Genomic DNA, 16794 nt, shown 5'->3' on the forward strand with positions numbered 1-16794 from the left:
GCGAAATTCGTCCGTCCGTTTCAGTCCCATAGTTTATCTCCTTTGTTACAGTAAATGCTATCAAAGGAGCGGCATCAAACCGCGACAGGTCCAGTCAGTCACGTACTTGTTTTTAAACGATAAGAGCTGTCCGGCCTTGGGAAGCAACTGTCTTTGTCCGGAAGCCGGTTTCGGGGTGGGGCGTGTTAGATCTATTTGCAGATCGATACAGCATGGAGCGGCTCACAAGATCAGATGGGTCTCCCTGCAATGTCATAGTTTGGAAAAGGACTGTTTCCAGATTACTCGATGACCTTGCCACAATTGCCTTACTCCGAACACATTCATTCAGCAGTTGTGCCCAAATAATCAAAAAATAGTAGGGTGTTTCTGTGTTAGATCGCGCCGAGAAGGAAATCAAAGCGAATATCGCAGAAATAGATCGCAATCCGAAGCGTGACATATTCCCTATACTTTTATCTCAAACTGAAATCGACTTGGCCGCTTCGCATTCACAAGACACAAAAATCAGCAGGCTGATCTACGGGATAAAATGTATCCTTCTCTTTCGGCGCCGCTACTGAGCCACATTAGTTTGCAATTCGCCCCTTCCTTTTGATCAAAGGTGACTACGGTTATGTGCTGTTAAGTGCTATTAACCATTTGTTTACCGTTTAGAGGCTAACCTAGCATTTATCAGTTTTTCTAAAATCGATGTGAAGTTATTTTGTCCGGAACTGTCCTAGTAAAATAAGAAGGACCAATGAGAAAATGTCACGTAAAAATTCAAATGATCAGCTTCTAGCAAAGCAAGATAATCAACCCAATTCAAGGTTGAATGTGATGGATGCGAAGTTCGAACTGTTGTTGGAAACGATTATGGAATATCATCCAGACATCTACTGCAAACTTAAAGAACACTTAATGATTGAAATCGATGGGCAGAAACAAAATAGTGACGTTGATAAAATGATAGCATCCATAGATTTTCTAGGGCAAGTATTGAGATTGGCGCGTACACTACCACAGCGGTAAAAACCTCTATACCTATCATATAAATTGCTTGCGTTTGAAGGCTGCTAACCGTTTAGGTTGATTTGCTCTGATCATGTTGACGTTGGTCTGGAAATGATAGAGCAATTTTTGCTTTTTCAGAAAGGCCGTATTTTTCGATATATTCAATGAGGGCGTCTTCTATAAGGGTTGATACTTTATCGCCTTTGGATTTGTGCTTCATGATATAGCCTGCGTTTAGTAACGATATCCTAGATAGATGAATTTAGTTAAAGTAACGTTAATTTTTTGAAAATTAGGCTTTGTACACCTGATTCACAGTAATCATGCCATGCGAAGATTTAGTGCTACAATCCGTCATATTTATGCCAAATTGTTTCCCTAGGTCGTAGTCTAGGCCTAGGGCTGGCTCCTTTATGTTATCAGTCCTAGGTGGTTAAATTGGTACACCTAGTACTGCGTTGTAAGGGACATTAAATATGCCAACTATGAACTCTGGGCTTGGTGGGCCTGCTGGATATGGTGAAAATGTGTACTCCAGTTCGCCCAAGACGGCTGGGAACGTGGATGACGGTAGTATTAGGATTGATGTAACCTCTGTATTTGGTTCGGAGGGGATAAATTTCTTCGGCACAAACTACACATCTGTTTACTTGAATTCGAACGGCTTGATTACGTTCGATGGCCCGCAGACATCATATACACCATCTGGTATTTCTGGAATTTCCGACCCAGCAATTGCTCCGTTTTGGACAGATGTAGACGTCAACAAAGGTGGGGAAATTTATTGGGATGTTGACCCATCGTCAGGCCAAATCACTTTCACATGGTTGAACGTTGCGCCTTACCAAAACTCAAACACGGCAGGTACCAACTCGTTCCAGGTGGTGTTGACTAGTAATGGCGACGGCGACTTCGATGTCGAGTTTATTTACGAAGATATTCAGTGGACCAACGGGTACACTGGAGATGCCACTGTAGGGGTGACTGACGGTGGTTCTAATGATTTTGAGCTGGAGGGGTCCGGCAACGGGGCCATACTCACTGACTACGAGGGAAATGATTTCGATGTCGGCCAAGATAACGGCATCTGGAGCTTCGGAGTGCGTGATGGTGAGCCAGATTTCCGAGATTATGTTGTGGAAGGTACGGACGCAGGCGAAACAATTGATGCATCCTTTGTCGATGAAGACGGGGATCGGGTTGATAATAACGACAATCTTGATGAAACCAACGATGATGAAATCGCTGCTGGTGCCGGAAATGACTACGTTCTGGCGGGCGAGGGAAATGACACCGTTCGGGGAGATGAAGGCAATGATACATTGCTCGGGCAGGCAGGCGATGATGTCCTTTCGGGGGGAGCAGGTGATGATCGTTTGCTCGGCGGCGATGGCGACGATGTATTTGTCTACAGCGCCGGTGATGGTAATGATACGATTGCCGACTTTAATGTAGGAAACTCAGGCAACCTTGGGGATGAAAACACTACCAATAATGACTTCATTGATCTATCTGGGTTTTATGACAACCTGAGTGAACTTCGTGCCGATTATGACGATGATGGAGTGCTCAACCAGTCGACGGGAACAGCCAACGGCGGAACTGTAGACTTTTCGGACAACGATCAATTTGGAGCTTCAGATAGCCTAACCTTCGAAAATGTTGACCGCACCAGCTTCGCTCCAGATAACACTGGTGTTGTCTGTTTCGCTCAGGGGACAAGAATTACGACCATTTCTGGTGTCCTTCCAATCGAAGAGCTGAGGGTTGGCGATTTCGTCCAAACAAAAGATAATGGCCTAAAACCGATTTTGTGGATTGGTTGCCGTCATGTTGATCAGCACGAACTTGCACAAAGGCCTGAGCTTAAGTCAATTCGGCTTGCTCCACGTCTTCTGGGGACAGAGGGAGCATTGCTCGTATCTCCGCAGCACGGCATTTTGGTGAAGCAAGATGGCGAGGAAATCTTAGTCAGGGCTAAACATCTGGCATTGATGGATGGTGGTCAGGCGAGAGTGGTGATCAACCAACGTGATGTTTCCTATTACCACATTCTCTTGGATGGGCACCAAATTGTGTTCGCGAATGACGCGGCTGCCGAGAGCTTTTACCCTGGGCGACAGGCGATGCTGACCTTAGATACTGAGGATCGTTCTGAGGTTTTTAAGCTATTCCCCGAGCTTGAGAAGTTCGAAGGCTGGCAAGAACGCGGGGGCTATGTGAGGCCTTTCGCAAAAAGAAAGAACTTACCAGACACGCTCCGAGACTTAACATCGGCGCATTAACCTCTGCTCAAACTGATTGAGAGAATAAGTTCAATGATCCACATGGATGCAAGCAGTCAGGGGCGGCAACAAACGTTTTGTATGTTGATACGAAGAGAGTGATGAGGAAATAGTCTGGGTGAAAGTCTGGGGGTCGTGCTCCAAATAAGCCCCAGACGTTCCCTGTTTTTCTCAGAAATACCCTTTTTAAAGAACACAAATATGTGCTGATCTTTGGATTTTTTTATTTTAAAACAGAGACTTATCTTGGGGTTTCATTGGAGCGGGTAACGAGAATCGAACTCGTAACTAAAGCTTGGGAAGCTGCCGTGATACCTTTTCACCATACCCGCGCGCCAATGCGGGTTAGGTAATCTTCGCAGGCTGACCCGTCAAGTAGATTTAAACGGGCACAGCGTGATCGAAACGGGCAGGGCGCTGATTAGCCCCGCCTTCTGCGTCGCCCGCCACCGCCGCCTTCACCGCCACCGCCTGTGTTGAACGTCTGTGTGGGCAGGGTCACGATGGAATTCAGGATTGGGAAAGGTTCAACCGCGTTGGGGATGGCCGAAGCGTTCACAAAATGCTCTTGGAAACGCGGCTCAATAGCGGTTTCAATCTTGTGAATGTTGCGCACAATTTCTTCGATCTCGGCCCGTGCATCACTGTTGAGAAGGGCAATCCGTGCGCCCGTGCCCGCAGCGTTGCCAGCAGAAGTGACCTTGTCCAATGGGGCGTCGGGGATCATGCCCAACACCATCGCGTGTTTGGTTGAGATATGCGCGCCAAAGGCACCTGCAAGCACAACGCGGTCCACTTTATCAACGCCGAATTTATCCATCAGCAGACGAGCACCCGAATAGAGCGCGGCTTTGGCCATTTGGATTTCGCGAATATCGCGGTTTGTCACAGTAATCAGCGGGCCGCCGTTTTCCGTGCCGTCATAGACCATATAGCTGTTGGTGCGCCCGTCAGCGAAGACAGCAGTGCTGCCCGTCTGTTCGGCGGTGCCAATCAGGCCCGGGGCGTCAACGATGCCGTGCATGCGCATTTCAGCGACCATCTCGATGATGCCTGAGCCACAAATGCCCGTGACACCTGTTTGGGCGATGGCGGCGTCAAAGCCTTCCTCGGTAGACCAAAGATCGGACCCGATGACTTTGAAGCGCGGCAGTTTGGTCACGGGATCAATCTCAACCCGTTCAATCGCGCCGGGGGCAGCACGCTGGCCCGAACTGATCTGTGCGCCCTCAAAGGCGGGACCCGTGGGGGAGGAACAGGCAAGCACTTTTTCGCGGTTGCCCAGCAGGATCTCGGCGTTGGTGCCGACATCGACAATCAGGACAAGATCATCTGAGGTTTGCGGGCTCTCTGAGAGGGCCACAGCGGCCGCATCAGCGCCCACATGCCCTGCAATGCAGGGCAGGATATAAACACGGGCGGATTGGTGGATATTGAGGTCCAGATCATCGGCACGCAGGCGCATGGCATTTGAGGTGGCCAGTGCAAAAGGCGCTTGGCCTAATTCAAACGGATCAATCCCTAAAAACAGGTGGTGCATCACTGGGTTACAGACAAAAACCGCATCCACGATCAATTGCTTGTCGATGCCTGCCTCAGCGGCCAGTTGCGTGAATAATCCGCACATGCCTTCGCGCACCGCCAGCGTCATTTCCTCGGCGCCTTGATCGTTCATCATGGAATAGCTGACGCGGCTCATCAGGTCTTCGCCAAAGCGGATTTGCGGGTTCATCACGCCAGAAGACGCAATAACATCACCTGTTTGCAGGTCACATAGATGCGCGGCAATGGTGGTGGAGCCAAGGTCAACCGCCACGCCGTAGATTGTGCCATCATAAAAACCGGGCCAGATGTGCATAATGCGTGGTTTGTTTTCAGAATCGCCAAGGTGGATGGCGACTGTGACCTTCCAATTCCCTTTGCGCAGGATGGGCTGCATGATTTGCAAGATGTGCAGATCGGCTTGCACATCGTCCAATTTCCATTGCTGCGATAAGGCGGTGTGCAACCGCTCCAGATCGCCGGATGGATCATGCATATCGGGCTCTTGCACATCGACATAATACAGGCGGGTTGAGGGATTGAGCGTGATGTCACGCACCTCGGCGCGTTTGCGTACAACCTGTTTATGGACCTGCGATTCCGCGGGCACGTCGATAATCACGTCTTTCAGGACAGTGGCCTGACAGCCCAAGCGGCGGCCCTGTTTCAGCCCGCGTTTGTCATCATAGCGCGCTTCGACCTTGTTCCACTCTGACAATGCATCGGCCTCAACGGTAACGCCATGTTTCGAGAATTCGCCGTAGCTGGGCGTGATCTGGCATTTCGAGCAAATGCCGCGCCCCCCGCAGACGGAATCCAGATCGACGCCAAGCTTGCGTGCAGCCGTTAGAACAGGGGTTCCAACGGGAAAACGTCCGCGTTTGCCGGAAGGGGTGAAGATGACCAGTGGATCGTCGCTCATGGGGATGGCATCCTGTAAAGTGTTTGGGGGCAACATAGAGATGTGCGCAGGTAGGGAAAGCCCGCCAGCGTCATAAATCACCACAAGGGCGTCATTTAGCGATTTAGGTTCAGGTACTTCGTCTTGCGTGAAAGATAAAGCCAAGGAAATTCAGCAAAAGCTGTGCAGCAAGGATCTGGGTCGAGCCTGACGTGTCATAGTCGGGCGCAACTTCAACCAGATCAATGCCGACAACTTCATGGCGTTGAGCAAGGCCCTGCAACAACTCCAGCACCTCATAATAGAGGAACCCGCCATGGGACGGGGTGCCAGTGCCGGGGGCGATAGAGGGACAGAAGGCATCAATATCTAACGTTACATACACGCGTGCGCCCATTGGGATATGCGCCAACACGCCGTTTGTGCCAATGTCTCGGGCTTGGCGCACGCTGATGATGTCTGATCCCATGGCACGTGCATCTTCATATCCCTCACGGGCTGTTGAGCTGACATTGCGGATGCCCACTTGGGTCAGGCCCGTGACATAAGGCTGCTCGGCTGCGCGGCGCATCGGGTTGCCGTGGCCGTTGCGGACGCCGTGGCGTTCATCGACAAAATCCAGATGCGCGTCGATTTGTAAGATATGGATGTCGCCTTGGCCGTCAAAGGCGCGGATACAGGGGATATTAACCGAATGGTCGCCTCCGATCACCACAGGCAATGCGGCGGCCTCCAATGCGGCACGCACGCCTGCTTCTATGTTGTCATGGCTGGCTTCGGTATCGGTGTGGATGATGTCCGCATCGCCCATATCGACGATATTTACATCACCAGGCAGATAGGTTGCATCATCCTCATGATCATAAGCACCAGAATGGCCAAAGCTGAACAGGGTGGAGGCCTCGCGCACCGCACGTGGGCCAAAACGGGCACCCGCGCGGTATTGCGTGCCAGCATCATAAGGCGCGCCAAGGATCGCCACATCTGCATCCAGCTTGTCCCAATCGGGTTCATAGGGACGTTTGCCAAATGTTGTGATCCCCACAAATGGCAGGTCCAATCGGCCGCCGTCATATCCGTGCTTTGTCATGTCTTACTCCGCTTTTGGCGCAGCTTTGGGCAAGCTGTGAAGAAATGCAAGTATCTGCGACTTGCAGGTCTTTTCAATCTGGGCGATCCGTGAAATAGCAAACCGCCAAATGATGCCATTACCTCTGGAGGTTGATATGGAGATTCGTGAGGCCCTAACGTTCGATGATGTGTTGCTGGTTCCAGCCGCGTCCTCGGTTTTGCCTTCCACTGCAGACACACGTACCCACGTGACAAAATCCATCGCGCTGAACATTCCGCTGCTCAGCTCGGCTATGGATACGGTCACTGAGGGACGCATGGCGATTGCCATGGCACAGGCGGGCGGGATGGGCGTGATCCACCGCAACCTGACAACCGAGGAACAGGCCCTCGAGGTTCGCCGCGTCAAACGTTTCGAGAGCGGGATTGTTTACAACCCGATCACCTTGAAAGCCAATCAGACACTGGCAGATGCCAAGGCTCTGCAAGCGCGTTATAATGTCACTGGCTTTCCTGTTGTGGACGAGGCTGGCCGCGTTGTGGGGATTGTGACAAACCGCGACATGCGCTTTGCCCATCAGGACGATACGCCTGTGCATCTGATGATGAGCACGGACAACCTTGCCATCTTGCAAGAACCTGCTGACCGTGGTGAGGCGATCAGCTTGATGAAAGCCCGCCGCATTGAAAAGCTGTTGGTGACCGATGGCAAAGGCAAGCTGACGGGGCTTTTGACGTTGAGAGACACAGAGCAAGCCGTGCTGAACCCGACCGCGTGTAAAGACGAATTGGGCCGCCTGCGGGTTGCAGCCGCGACCACCACAGGGGATGCAGGGTTTGAGCGTAGCCAAGCCTTGGTCGATGCTGGTGTTGATATGATCGTCATCGACACAGCACATGGGCACTCCGAAGGGGTGGCGATAGCTGTTGAACGTGCCAAAAAACTGAGCAATGACGTGCAAGTTGTGGCCGGTAACGTCGCCACAGGCGAAGCAACACGCGCCTTGATTGGGGCGGGTGCGGATGCGGTTAAGGTTGGCATCGGTCCGGGATCTATCTGCACCACACGTATGGTCGCAGGTGTGGGGGTGCCACAGCTGACCGCGATCATGGATTGCGCCAAAGCGGCGGGTGATACCCCTGTCATCGCGGATGGCGGTATTAAGTTCTCAGGCGACTTTGCCAAGGCAATCGCCGCTGGTGCGTCCTGTGCGATGGTTGGTTCCATGATTGCGGGCACAGACGAAAGCCCCGGTGAGGTTATTCTTTATCAAGGCCGTAGCTTTAAAAGCTATCGTGGCATGGGAAGTCTGGGCGCGATGGCCAGCGGCTCGGCTGATCGGTATTTCCAGAAGGATGCAGCCAGTGATAAATTGGTGCCAGAAGGTATCGAGGGGCAGGTTGCTTACAAAGGCAGCGCTGCCACGGTTGTGCACCAAATGGTCGGCGGCTTGCGCGCCGCGATGGGCTATACTGGATGTGCAACGGTTGAAGAAATGCGCAAGAACTGTAGCTTCGTGAAAATTACGGGTGCTGGCCTGAAAGAGAGCCATGTGCATGACGTTCAGATCACGCGCGAGTCTCCGAACTATCGGATCGGTTAAAACTCTTCGGCGCTCCCGTTTTTCGAGAGCGCCGAAAGCCCGTTTAGGGTAATGTTGTAGGTGAGGTGTCGGCTTCATCTGTCTGATATTGAATTAAATAAAGCAATTAACGGATTGGAAGCCCCATGACACCAGCAGCACGGGTGGCCGCCGCCATCGAAATTCTTGATATGATTGGCGATGGCTTGCCCGCAGAACAGGTGCTGACGCGCTGGGGGCGTGGAAACCGCTTTGCCGGGTCCAAAGACCGTGCCGCGATCCGTGATTATGTGTTTGATGTTTTGCGCACAAAACGCAGCACCGCATGGTTGGGCAACGCGGCAACGGGGCGCGGCTTGATGATTGGCTTGCTGCGGGCGCAGGGCATTGATCCGGCGACCATGTTCACGGGCGAGGGTCACGCACCACAGGTACTGCAAGACTATGAACTCACACCGCCTGAGGGCGAGATTCCTGCTTCTGAAGCTTGGAACATGCCTGACTGGTTGAAGGAACGCATGGTTGAGGGGGTGGGTGAACAAGCCGAGGCAACCGCGTTTATGCTACAGGAGCGTGCTCCGGTTACACTTCGTATAAATACATCAAAAACAAATGCTTCTGATGTGACGCAGATGTTGACTGAAGCGGGTGTTACTGTCGAAGCCAACCCCCTTAGCCCGACTGCTCTGACTGTGGTTGAGGGAAATAGGCGTATCCGGAATGCGCCTGCCTATATGGATGGGTTTGTAGAATTACAGGATGCCAGCAGTCAGGCCGTTGTAGATGCTTTGCCGCAAGCCTCCCGTGTGTTGGATTATTGCGCGGGTGGTGGTGGCAAGGCGCTGGCCATTGCCGCACGGGGCGCGGACGCTGTATTTGCCCATGACGTAGATCCGGCCCGTATGCGTGATCTGCCCCTACGTTCTGCACGCGCAGAGGCAGAGATTACCGAACTTGCAACAGGCGATCTGGCCGCTTCGGGCCCCTATGATTTGGTCCTTGTTGATGCGCCTTGTTCGGGCAGCGGTTCATGGCGGCGTGCGCCCGAGGCGAAATGGAATCTGACGGCAGAGAATTTGGAAAAAACCAAACAACTGCAAGACGATATCCTTGACGCTGCAATCCAGATCGTTTCGCAAGGAGGGGTACTGGCCTATGCGACCTGTTCCATTCTGCGCGAAGAAAACGAGGAACGGGTTCAAGCGTTTTTGGAACGCCACGAGGGGTGGGAATGCACATGGGAGAAAACCTTTGCCGTAACCGAAGCAGGTGATGGATTTTATACTGCCCATCTTATGGAAACGAAATAATAGCACCAAAATTCTGGGAAATCGGCGTGAGTGCGGCCTTGGGTTAACTTGCGATTAACCGAAAAGGCAAAGAGTGAGGGCAGGATTCGGATAGGATATTCGGGAGCACGGCAGAGAGGACGTCATGCGGCACATAATAGACAGCGGGTCCTCTCCACGGCTCGCAACGATTACAGTCAAACGGCTTTTGCTCCTTGCGGCATTGGCTGTGGTGAACGGTGTCGTTGCTGGGTTGTTGCCTGCAGGGCATATTCGGCACATTGTAATGGCTGCCGGAATTAGTTTTCTATGTGTGTTTTTCGCTGTCATTTTACTGAAACTCTGGTTTTCCTTTCGTCGTGAGCAAAGCCATGACGCTGTTGGGCTTTGTATTCAAAATGACTGGGCGCCTAGTTTTGTCACCACATCGTCTGGGGAAATCAAGTTTACGAACTTGTCGGCGCAACAGCATTTCGGAGAGAGAAACGGCACGGGAATCTCGACTGTTCTCGAAGGTCATATTGGAAATGGGCAATCAGTGTTTGCGCGGATGCAGTCGCGGGCTGTCCTGCACGGTGCCGCACGCGAGATGATCACCACGCAAAGAGGGCAGATTTTGGTTTCTGTTCATACGATCGAAGTTGATGGGTTTGTCTGGCGGGTTGAGCCGCCCGAGCTTCATGCAGACGATGACAGTTTTGCAAATGCGCCCATATTGCCAATGATTATGGTAGGGCAAGGCGGCGCGATATTGTCGATGAACCATACTGCCAAGGCATTTATCGGGAGAAGCAGCGAGACATTGCATAGCATTCTGGGCGATCAGGAGGTGGCAACTGGATCGGTGGTGCAAGTTGGGACATCCAAGGGCATAAAGCCCGCGTTGGCCGCGCAAATGGATGCAGGGGCCGGACGCATTGCGCTCTACCTTTTGCCCTCGCCAGCGGATGACGGAGGGCTAAGATATTCCAACTGGAAGGTCTTTCAGGATTTGCCGATTCCGATGATCAAGATTGCGCCAGACGGGTGTGTGCAGTCCTTTAATAGACGTGCACAGGCTCTTATTGGCGTTGTGCTTGAAGAAGGGGCATATCTTCCAACCATGATGGAGGGGCTGGGAAGGTCTATTTCTGACTGGCTCGCAGATACTGTTGATGGCCGATTGGGGCAAAAATCCGAATTTCTGCGCTTAACGCGTGGCGATAGAGAAATTTTTGTTCAGGTGACACTCAGCCGGTTCGTTCAGGATGGTGTGCCTGCGCTGATCGCGGTGTTACACGATGCAACGGAGTTGAAATCACTCGAAGCCCAGTTTGTTCAAAGTCAAAAGATGCAGGCAATTGGTCAGTTGGCCGGTGGGGTAGCACATGATTTCAACAATTTGCTCACTGCTATTTCTGGTCACTGCGATCTTCTTTTGTTGCGGCATGATCCCGGCGATATCGAATACAGTGATCTGGTTCAGATCAACCAAAACGCCAATCGGGCGGCTGCTTTGGTAGGCCAGCTCTTGGCATTTTCGCGCAAGCAGACGTTACGCCCAGAAATACTGGATATGCGGGACACATTGGCCGACCTTACACATCTGCTGAACCGTCTGGTCGGCGAAAAAGTGACCTTAACATTGAGAAGCGATCCTGCGCTGCACCCCATCCGTGCGGATAAACGGCAATTGGAGCAGGTGCTTATGAACCTTGTCGTTAATGCACGTGATGCGATGCCGACGGGCGGCGAAATTCGCATTATTACGGAAACCGAGAGGTTGCTGGAGCCTTTGTCGCGTGATCAGGTCATTGTCCCAACAGGCGAATATATCACGATTAGAGTAAAGGATAGCGGGCTAGGGATTGCGCCAGATAAGCTGCCCAAAATTTTTGAGCCATTTTTCACAACCAAACGCATCGGGGAAGGCACAGGGCTGGGATTATCCACGGCATATGGGATCATCAAACAAACGGGCGGCTATATTTTTGTGGATAGCAAAGAAGGAAAAGGCTCCTGCTTTACCTTATACTTACCTGCATATGTTCAATCAAAAGAAGTTGAGAAGTCAGGGCAGCCCGAGGCAGACACAAAAGCTGGTAACACGCCAAACGGGGGGGTGATCCTTCTGGTCGAAGATGAAGCGCCAGTGAGGGCCTTTGCAAGCCGCGCATTGCGCTTGAAGGGCTATACAGTTCTGGAAGCTGAGAACGCTGAAGTCGCTTTGGCAACACTGGAAGATAGAGACCTGAAGGTGGATATGTTTGTCACAGATGTCGTGATGCCTGGTATGGATGGCCCTAGCTGGGTGCGTGAGGCGCTTAAAACACGACCAGAAGTGAGCGTCATTTTTGTATCCGGCTACGCAGAAGACAGTCTTGGTGAGGCCCAAAAACAGATCCCGAACTCGGCCTTCCTGCCCAAGCCTTTTTCGTTAAGTGATCTCACGGAAGCGGTGAATAAACTACTCGGCTAACTTTGAGAGATGCTGTCATAGAGGGCGAACTCTTCGGCAAATTTACGGCGAAACCGCATCTCTACATCTGCTGAAAGAGTGATTTCCAATTCGGGTGACACGTTTTCGCGCTCCAGAGATAATTTAACCTCCAGCCTTTCTTCTAGGAAGGCCTTGAGGCGCGGTTGGTCTTCATAGCTGAAAAGATGTGTCACGCCAGTGCCGTTAGGCTGGCGTTCCAGAAACTTGAGCTGGCTGCCGACTTCGGCAAATCCGGGACGTTTGCCTTGCATGTAAGCAAGCACAAATTCATCAAAGGTGATTCCAAAGGTATTGTTTGGTTTATCCACCATAAATGGCCGTTGGCGATAACGATACCAGCTGCTGAGCCAGCTTATGGGATCACGCATTACGGCCATAAGTTCCATTTCAGCGTTACAAACGTTCTGGAACATGGGGCGAATGAAACGATTGTACCGATAAACTGGAGCATGTTTTAGGAGAGGCGGATTCGCGATCACTAAATCAGCACGTGGCGCCAACGCTGTCTGATAGGCGGTTGTCCCCGTTTTAGGTACGGATAGAAACGCCAAGCGTTCCTTAAAGAAAACAAGCATCTACGGCCTCCATTTGCTCTAACATACATGGTGACAGAGCCATAAACAACTTTTTAACCAATAACCGATCATGATGCAGTAGGAAAAAATCGATTGAAATGTTCTTCTTTTGTATCCATAAGAACATTAGCAGAACATAACCGCTGGGCAACTGTGGCGATTGCCGCCGCCGTTCCCCTGTGACAGTAAGGGACGAACCCAAATGGCAACGGCAGATCTTTTGAATATGGATAAGAAATCGGCAGACAAGCAAAAGGCGCTCGATAGCGCGCTGGCGCAAATCGAACGGCAGTTCGGTAAAGGCTCAATCATGAAGCTGGGAACAGCGGGCGCGATACAAGATATCACGGCGTGCTCTACCGGTTCCTTGGGGCTTGATATCGCATTAGGCATCGGCGGCCTGCCAATGGGCCGTATCATTGAAATTTACGGGCCTGAATCTTCTGGTAAAACAACGCTGACGCTGCATTGCGTTGCGGAACAGCAAAAGATGGGCGGCGTTTGCGCGTTTGTGGATGCAGAACATGCGCTTGATCCGCAATACGCTAAAAAGCTGGGCGTCGACATTGACGAATTGCTGATCTCACAGCCCGACACGGGCGAGCAGGCTCTCGAGATTGTGGACACGCTGGTACGTTCTGGCGCCGTGAACATGGTTGTGGTCGATTCGGTTGCGGCACTGACGCCAAAGTCCGAACTTGAAGGCGAAATGGGCGATAGTTCTGTTGGTGTTCAGGCGCGTTTGATGAGTAAAGCAATGCGCAAGCTGACCAGCTCTATTTCACGTTCGAACTGCATGGTGATCTTTATCAACCAAATCCGGATGAAAATTGGTGTTATGTTTGGCTCTCCTGAAACGACAACAGGTGGCAACGCGCTTAAATTCTATTCCTCTGTACGTCTGGATATCCGCCGCATCGGTTCTCTCAAGGACCGCGACGAAGTGGTGGGCAACCAGACCCGCGTGAAGGTTGTGAAAAACAAAGTGGCAGCGCCGTTTAAGCAGGTCGAATTTGATATCATGTACGGTGAAGGCATCTCCAAAATGGGCGAATTGCTGGACATGGGCGTGAAGGCCGGAATCGTGGACAAATCAGGTAGTTGGTTCTCTTGTGGGGACGAGCGGATCGGGCAGGGGCGTGAGAATGCCAAAACCTACCTGCGTGAACATCCAGAGATGGCAATGGATATCGAAGACAAAATCCGCGCTTCGCATGGTCTTGACTTCAACGGTTCTGAAAACTTGGATGATCCTGATATTTTGGACGATTGATCCGGTAACGCAGGACATAAAACAGAAAAAGGGTGTGGGCCGTGGGGTCCACGCCCTTTTTTAATGCGCACCTGTGGACAGAGCCATGCGCCAAGGGTATCTGGAATGCATATTTTCGCGTGCCCAAAAGGACGGACATCATGCAAACGCTTAACGAAATCCGGTCAAGTTTTCTGAACTATTTCGGGGATAACGGCCACGCAATCGTGCCGTCCAGCCCTTTGGTGCCACGTAACGACCCTACGCTCATGTTCACAGCCGCTGGAATGGTACAGTTCAAAAACCTGTTCACTGGTGTTGAAACACGTGATTATTCCCGTGCCACAAGCGCACAAAAATGTGTGCGCGCTGGCGGCAAGCATAATGATCTCGACAATGTGGGTTACACGGCACGCCACCACACGTTTTTTGAGATGCTGGGCAACTTCAGCTTTGGCGACTACTTTAAAGAAGACGCTATTCCAATGGCTTGGGACCTGTTAACCAAGGTTTTCGGCATTGATGCCTCGCGCCTGTTGGTGACCGTTTACCACACGGATGACGAAGCGGTTGAAATTTGGAAGAAACATGCAGGTCTGAGTGATGATCGCATCATTCGTATCGCCACAGATGATAACTTCTGGTCCGCTGGTCCGACAGGCCCCTGTGGCCCTTGCACCGAGATTTTCTATGATCACGGCGATCACATCTGGGGCGGACCTCCGGGATCGCCTGAGGAAGATGGCGACCGTTTTGTGGAAATTTGGAACCTCGTGTTCATGCAATATGAACAGTTCGAGGATGGCACACGCCGTGATCTGCCTAACAAATCGATTGATACGGGCATGGGGATCGAGCGGGTTGCGGCCTTGCTTCAAGGGACCAATGATAACTACGCAACGGATTTGATGCGTAGCCTGATCGAGGCCTCTGCAAATGCGACCAGCAGCGATCCAGATGGCCCCGGCAAAACCCACCACCGCGTGATTGCGGATCACCTGCGTTCTACTTCGTTTTTGATGGCCGATGGCGTCATGCCGAGTAACGATGGCCGGGGATATGTTCTGCGGCGTATTATGCGCCGTGCCATGCGTCACGCGCATTTGCTGGGTGTCCAAGACCCGTTGATGCACCGTCTTGTGCCCGCCTTGGTCGCTCAGATGGGCCAAGCCTATCCAGAGCTGGGCCAAGCTCAAAGCATGATTGAGCAAACTTTGCTCCAAGAGGAAACGCGTTTCCGTCAAACGCTTGATCGGGGTCTCAAGTTGCTGGATGAGGAGCTAGTCTTGCTGCCAGAAGGCGCAAATCTGCCCGGCGCGTCGGCTTTTAAGCTTTATGATACATTCGGTTTCCCGCTTGATCTGACCCAAGACGCCTTGCGCGAAAAAGGCCGTGCGGTCGACACGGACGGGTTTGATACTGCAATGGCCGAGCAAAAGGCAAAAGCGCGTGCCGCTTGGTCTGGTTCAGGTGAGGCCGCAGATGCTGCGATCTGGTTTGACGTTGCTGACAAATCCGGCCTGACCGAATTTTTGGGATATGACACTGAAACCGCTGAAGGCAAAATTGCCGCATTGGTCCAAGATGGCAAGGCCGTCGTACAGGCGAATGCAGGCGACGAGGTGCAGATCGCGCTGAACCAAACGCCATTTTATGCCGAAAGCGGCGGCCAATTGGGCGATACAGGGCTGATCACAACCCAAACCGGCACTGCGCGTATTACAGACACGCGTAAGGCTGCGGGTGTAATTATTCACTTTGCAAAAGTTGAAAAGGGTAGCATTTCCAAGGATCAATCAGCCGTTCTTGATGTGGATCACACGCGCCGCACTGCGATCCGCGCAAACCATTCCGCAACCCACTTGCTGCACGAAGCCTTGCGTCACGCCTTGGGTGATCATGTCGCGCAGCGCGGATCGTTGAATGCACAAGACCGTCTGCGTTTTGATTTCAGTCACAACGAAGCGATCAGCTCTGACGATCTTGCGCGGGTAGAGACAGAGGTGAATGCGTATATTCGCCAAAACACCCCCGTTGAGACCCGTATCATGACACCGGATGACGCACGTGCCCTTGGCGCGCAGGCGCTGTTTGGTGAAAAATACGGCGACGAAGTGCGCGTTGTGTCGATGGGCCTGCAAGATGGGTCAAAGAAAGGGGCGGATGGTAACACCTATTCGCTGGAGCTTTGCGGGGGCACACATGTGCGCCGTACGGGCGATATTGGTGCCTTTGTGATGTTGGGCGACAGTGCCAGCAGTGCAGGCGTTCGCCGGATAGAGGCGCTGACAGGCGAAGCTGCTCTAAAGCATTTGCGCGATCAGGACAGCCTGTTGGCTCAAACCGCCTTGGAACTCAAAAGCCCATCATCTTCTGTGCCAGAACGGGTCCGCGCCTTGATGGATGAACGCCGCAGCCTTGCGAATGAGGTTGCACAATTGCGCCGTGAATTGGCAATGTCTGGTGGTAGTAGCGATCAAGATGTGCGTGAAATCAACGGGGTATCCTTCGTTTCTCAGGTCCTGACTGGTATCACAGGTAAAGACTTGCCTGCCTTGATGGATGAACACAAAGCCCGCATTGGCTCGGGTGCTGTGCTTCTTATTGCCGATACGGGTGACAAGGCCGCTGTTGCCGCAGGTGTCACCGATGATCTCAAAGGCACGCTCTCTGCTGTTGATATCCTACGTGCCGCTGTGGCCGAATTGGGGGGTAAGGGCGGCGGTGGTCGTCCTGATATGGCTCAGGGTGGTGGGGCCTCGGCCGAGAACGCACAAGCGGCCATTGCCGCCGCAGAAACCGTGATTAAAGGATAAAATTT

General features: G+C 52.2%; 11 protein-coding genes and 1 tRNA gene. 7 read left to right on the forward strand and 5 right to left on the reverse strand.

Translation table 11 applies throughout. The features are described 5' to 3' along the window. Positions 1-750: 750 nt before the first annotated feature. A complete protein-coding gene (locus tag GGR95_RS16990; protein ID WP_184567964.1) occupies positions 751-1014 on the forward strand; it encodes a hypothetical protein in 264 nt (87 codons plus the stop codon). Between the two features lie 52 nt (positions 1015-1066). On the opposite strand, the gene GGR95_RS16995 is transcribed toward GGR95_RS16990, so the two are convergent. Continuing rightward, on the reverse strand, positions 1067-1216 hold the full coding sequence (locus tag GGR95_RS16995) for a hypothetical protein (RefSeq protein ID WP_184567965.1): 150 nt from the start codon (positions 1214-1216) through the stop codon (positions 1067-1069). Between the two features lie 256 nt (positions 1217-1472). On the opposite strand from GGR95_RS16995, the gene GGR95_RS17000 reads away from it, so the two are divergent. Next, positions 1473-3281 (forward strand): Hint domain-containing protein, encoded by a 1809-nt coding sequence (locus GGR95_RS17000; RefSeq protein ID WP_184567966.1) that lies wholly within the window; start codon positions 1473-1475, stop codon positions 3279-3281. A 258-nt stretch (positions 3282-3539) separates the two neighbouring features. Here the strand turns inward: GGR95_RS17000 and GGR95_RS17005 are convergent. The 3 genes from GGR95_RS17005 to speB all read right to left on the reverse strand — a co-directional run bounded on the left by GGR95_RS17005 (position 3540) and on the right by speB (position 6814). Further along, positions 3540-3613, reverse strand: a tRNA-Gly gene (locus GGR95_RS17005). An 89-nt stretch (positions 3614-3702) separates the two neighbouring features. After that, the gene (locus GGR95_RS17010; RefSeq protein ID WP_184567967.1) at positions 3703-5745 is read right to left on the reverse strand and encodes an ASKHA domain-containing protein; all 2043 of its coding nucleotides are present in this window, start codon (positions 5743-5745) and stop codon (positions 3703-3705) included. 109 nt (positions 5746-5854) lie between these two features. Then, positions 5855-6814: an agmatinase gene (gene speB / locus GGR95_RS17015; RefSeq protein WP_184567968.1), complete on the reverse strand. Its 960-nt coding sequence runs from the start codon at positions 6812-6814 to the stop codon at positions 5855-5857. A 136-nt stretch (positions 6815-6950) separates the two neighbouring features. On the opposite strand from speB, the gene guaB reads away from it, so the two are divergent. From guaB to GGR95_RS17030, 3 genes are all read left to right on the forward strand, one after another. After that, positions 6951-8399: an IMP dehydrogenase gene (gene guaB / locus GGR95_RS17020; protein WP_184568063.1), complete on the forward strand. Its 1449-nt coding sequence runs from the start codon at positions 6951-6953 to the stop codon at positions 8397-8399. Positions 8400-8524: 125 nt separating this feature from the next. Next, complete coding sequence (locus GGR95_RS17025; RefSeq protein WP_184567969.1) at positions 8525-9688, forward strand: RsmB/NOP family class I SAM-dependent RNA methyltransferase; 1164 nt, start codon at positions 8525-8527, stop codon at positions 9686-9688. A 124-nt stretch (positions 9689-9812) separates the two neighbouring features. Next, on the forward strand, positions 9813-12125 hold the full coding sequence (locus tag GGR95_RS17030) for a hybrid sensor histidine kinase/response regulator (RefSeq protein WP_184567970.1): 2313 nt from the start codon (positions 9813-9815) through the stop codon (positions 12123-12125). Here GGR95_RS17030 and GGR95_RS17035 read toward each other — a convergent pair. After that, positions 12122-12721, reverse strand: a complete 600-nt coding sequence (locus GGR95_RS17035) for a gamma-glutamyl kinase (protein ID WP_184567971.1) — start codon at positions 12719-12721, stop codon at positions 12122-12124. The genes GGR95_RS17030 and GGR95_RS17035 overlap by 4 nt on opposite strands. Positions 12722-12923: 202 nt before the next feature. Here GGR95_RS17035 and recA point away from each other — a divergent pair, with 202 nt between their 5' ends. Together recA and alaS are read left to right on the forward strand one after the other, a co-directional pair. Further along, positions 12924-13994: a recombinase RecA gene (gene recA / locus GGR95_RS17040; protein ID WP_184567972.1), complete on the forward strand. Its 1071-nt coding sequence runs from the start codon at positions 12924-12926 to the stop codon at positions 13992-13994. A gap of 140 nt (positions 13995-14134) precedes the next feature. After that, positions 14135-16789 carry an alanine--tRNA ligase gene (alaS, locus tag GGR95_RS17045; RefSeq protein ID WP_184567973.1) on the forward strand — a complete coding sequence of 885 codons (2655 nt, stop codon included), beginning with the start codon at positions 14135-14137 and terminating at the stop codon, positions 16787-16789. Positions 16790-16794: the final 5 nt, after the last annotated feature.

The organism is Sulfitobacter undariae, from assembly GCF_014196805.1.
Lineage (GTDB): Bacteria > Pseudomonadota > Alphaproteobacteria > Rhodobacterales > Rhodobacteraceae > Sulfitobacter > Sulfitobacter undariae.

Bases quoted from the DNA above. Each gene is read 5' to 3' on its own strand.
- GGR95_RS16990 (WP_184567964.1), top strand. From the start codon at position 751: ATGTCACGTAAAAATTCAAATGATCAGCTTCTAGCAAAGCAAGATAAT.
- GGR95_RS16995 (WP_184567965.1), bottom strand. From the start codon at position 1,216: ATGAAGCACAAATCCAAAGGCGATAAAGTATCAACCCTTATAGAAGAC.
- GGR95_RS17000 (WP_184567966.1), top strand. From the start codon at position 1,473: ATGCCAACTATGAACTCTGGGCTTGGTGGGCCTGCTGGATATGGTGAA.
- GGR95_RS17010 (WP_184567967.1), bottom strand. From the start codon at position 5,745: ATGAGCGACGATCCACTGGTCATCTTCACCCCTTCCGGCAAACGCGGA.
- speB (WP_184567968.1), bottom strand. From the start codon at position 6,814: ATGACAAAGCACGGATATGACGGCGGCCGATTGGACCTGCCATTTGTG.
- guaB (WP_184568063.1), top strand. From the start codon at position 6,951: ATGGAGATTCGTGAGGCCCTAACGTTCGATGATGTGTTGCTGGTTCCA.
- GGR95_RS17025 (WP_184567969.1), top strand. From the start codon at position 8,525: ATGACACCAGCAGCACGGGTGGCCGCCGCCATCGAAATTCTTGATATG.
- GGR95_RS17030 (WP_184567970.1), top strand. From the start codon at position 9,813: ATGCGGCACATAATAGACAGCGGGTCCTCTCCACGGCTCGCAACGATT.
- GGR95_RS17035 (WP_184567971.1), bottom strand. From the start codon at position 12,721: ATGCTTGTTTTCTTTAAGGAACGCTTGGCGTTTCTATCCGTACCTAAA.
- recA (WP_184567972.1), top strand. From the start codon at position 12,924: ATGGCAACGGCAGATCTTTTGAATATGGATAAGAAATCGGCAGACAAG.
- alaS (WP_184567973.1), top strand. From the start codon at position 14,135: ATGCAAACGCTTAACGAAATCCGGTCAAGTTTTCTGAACTATTTCGGG.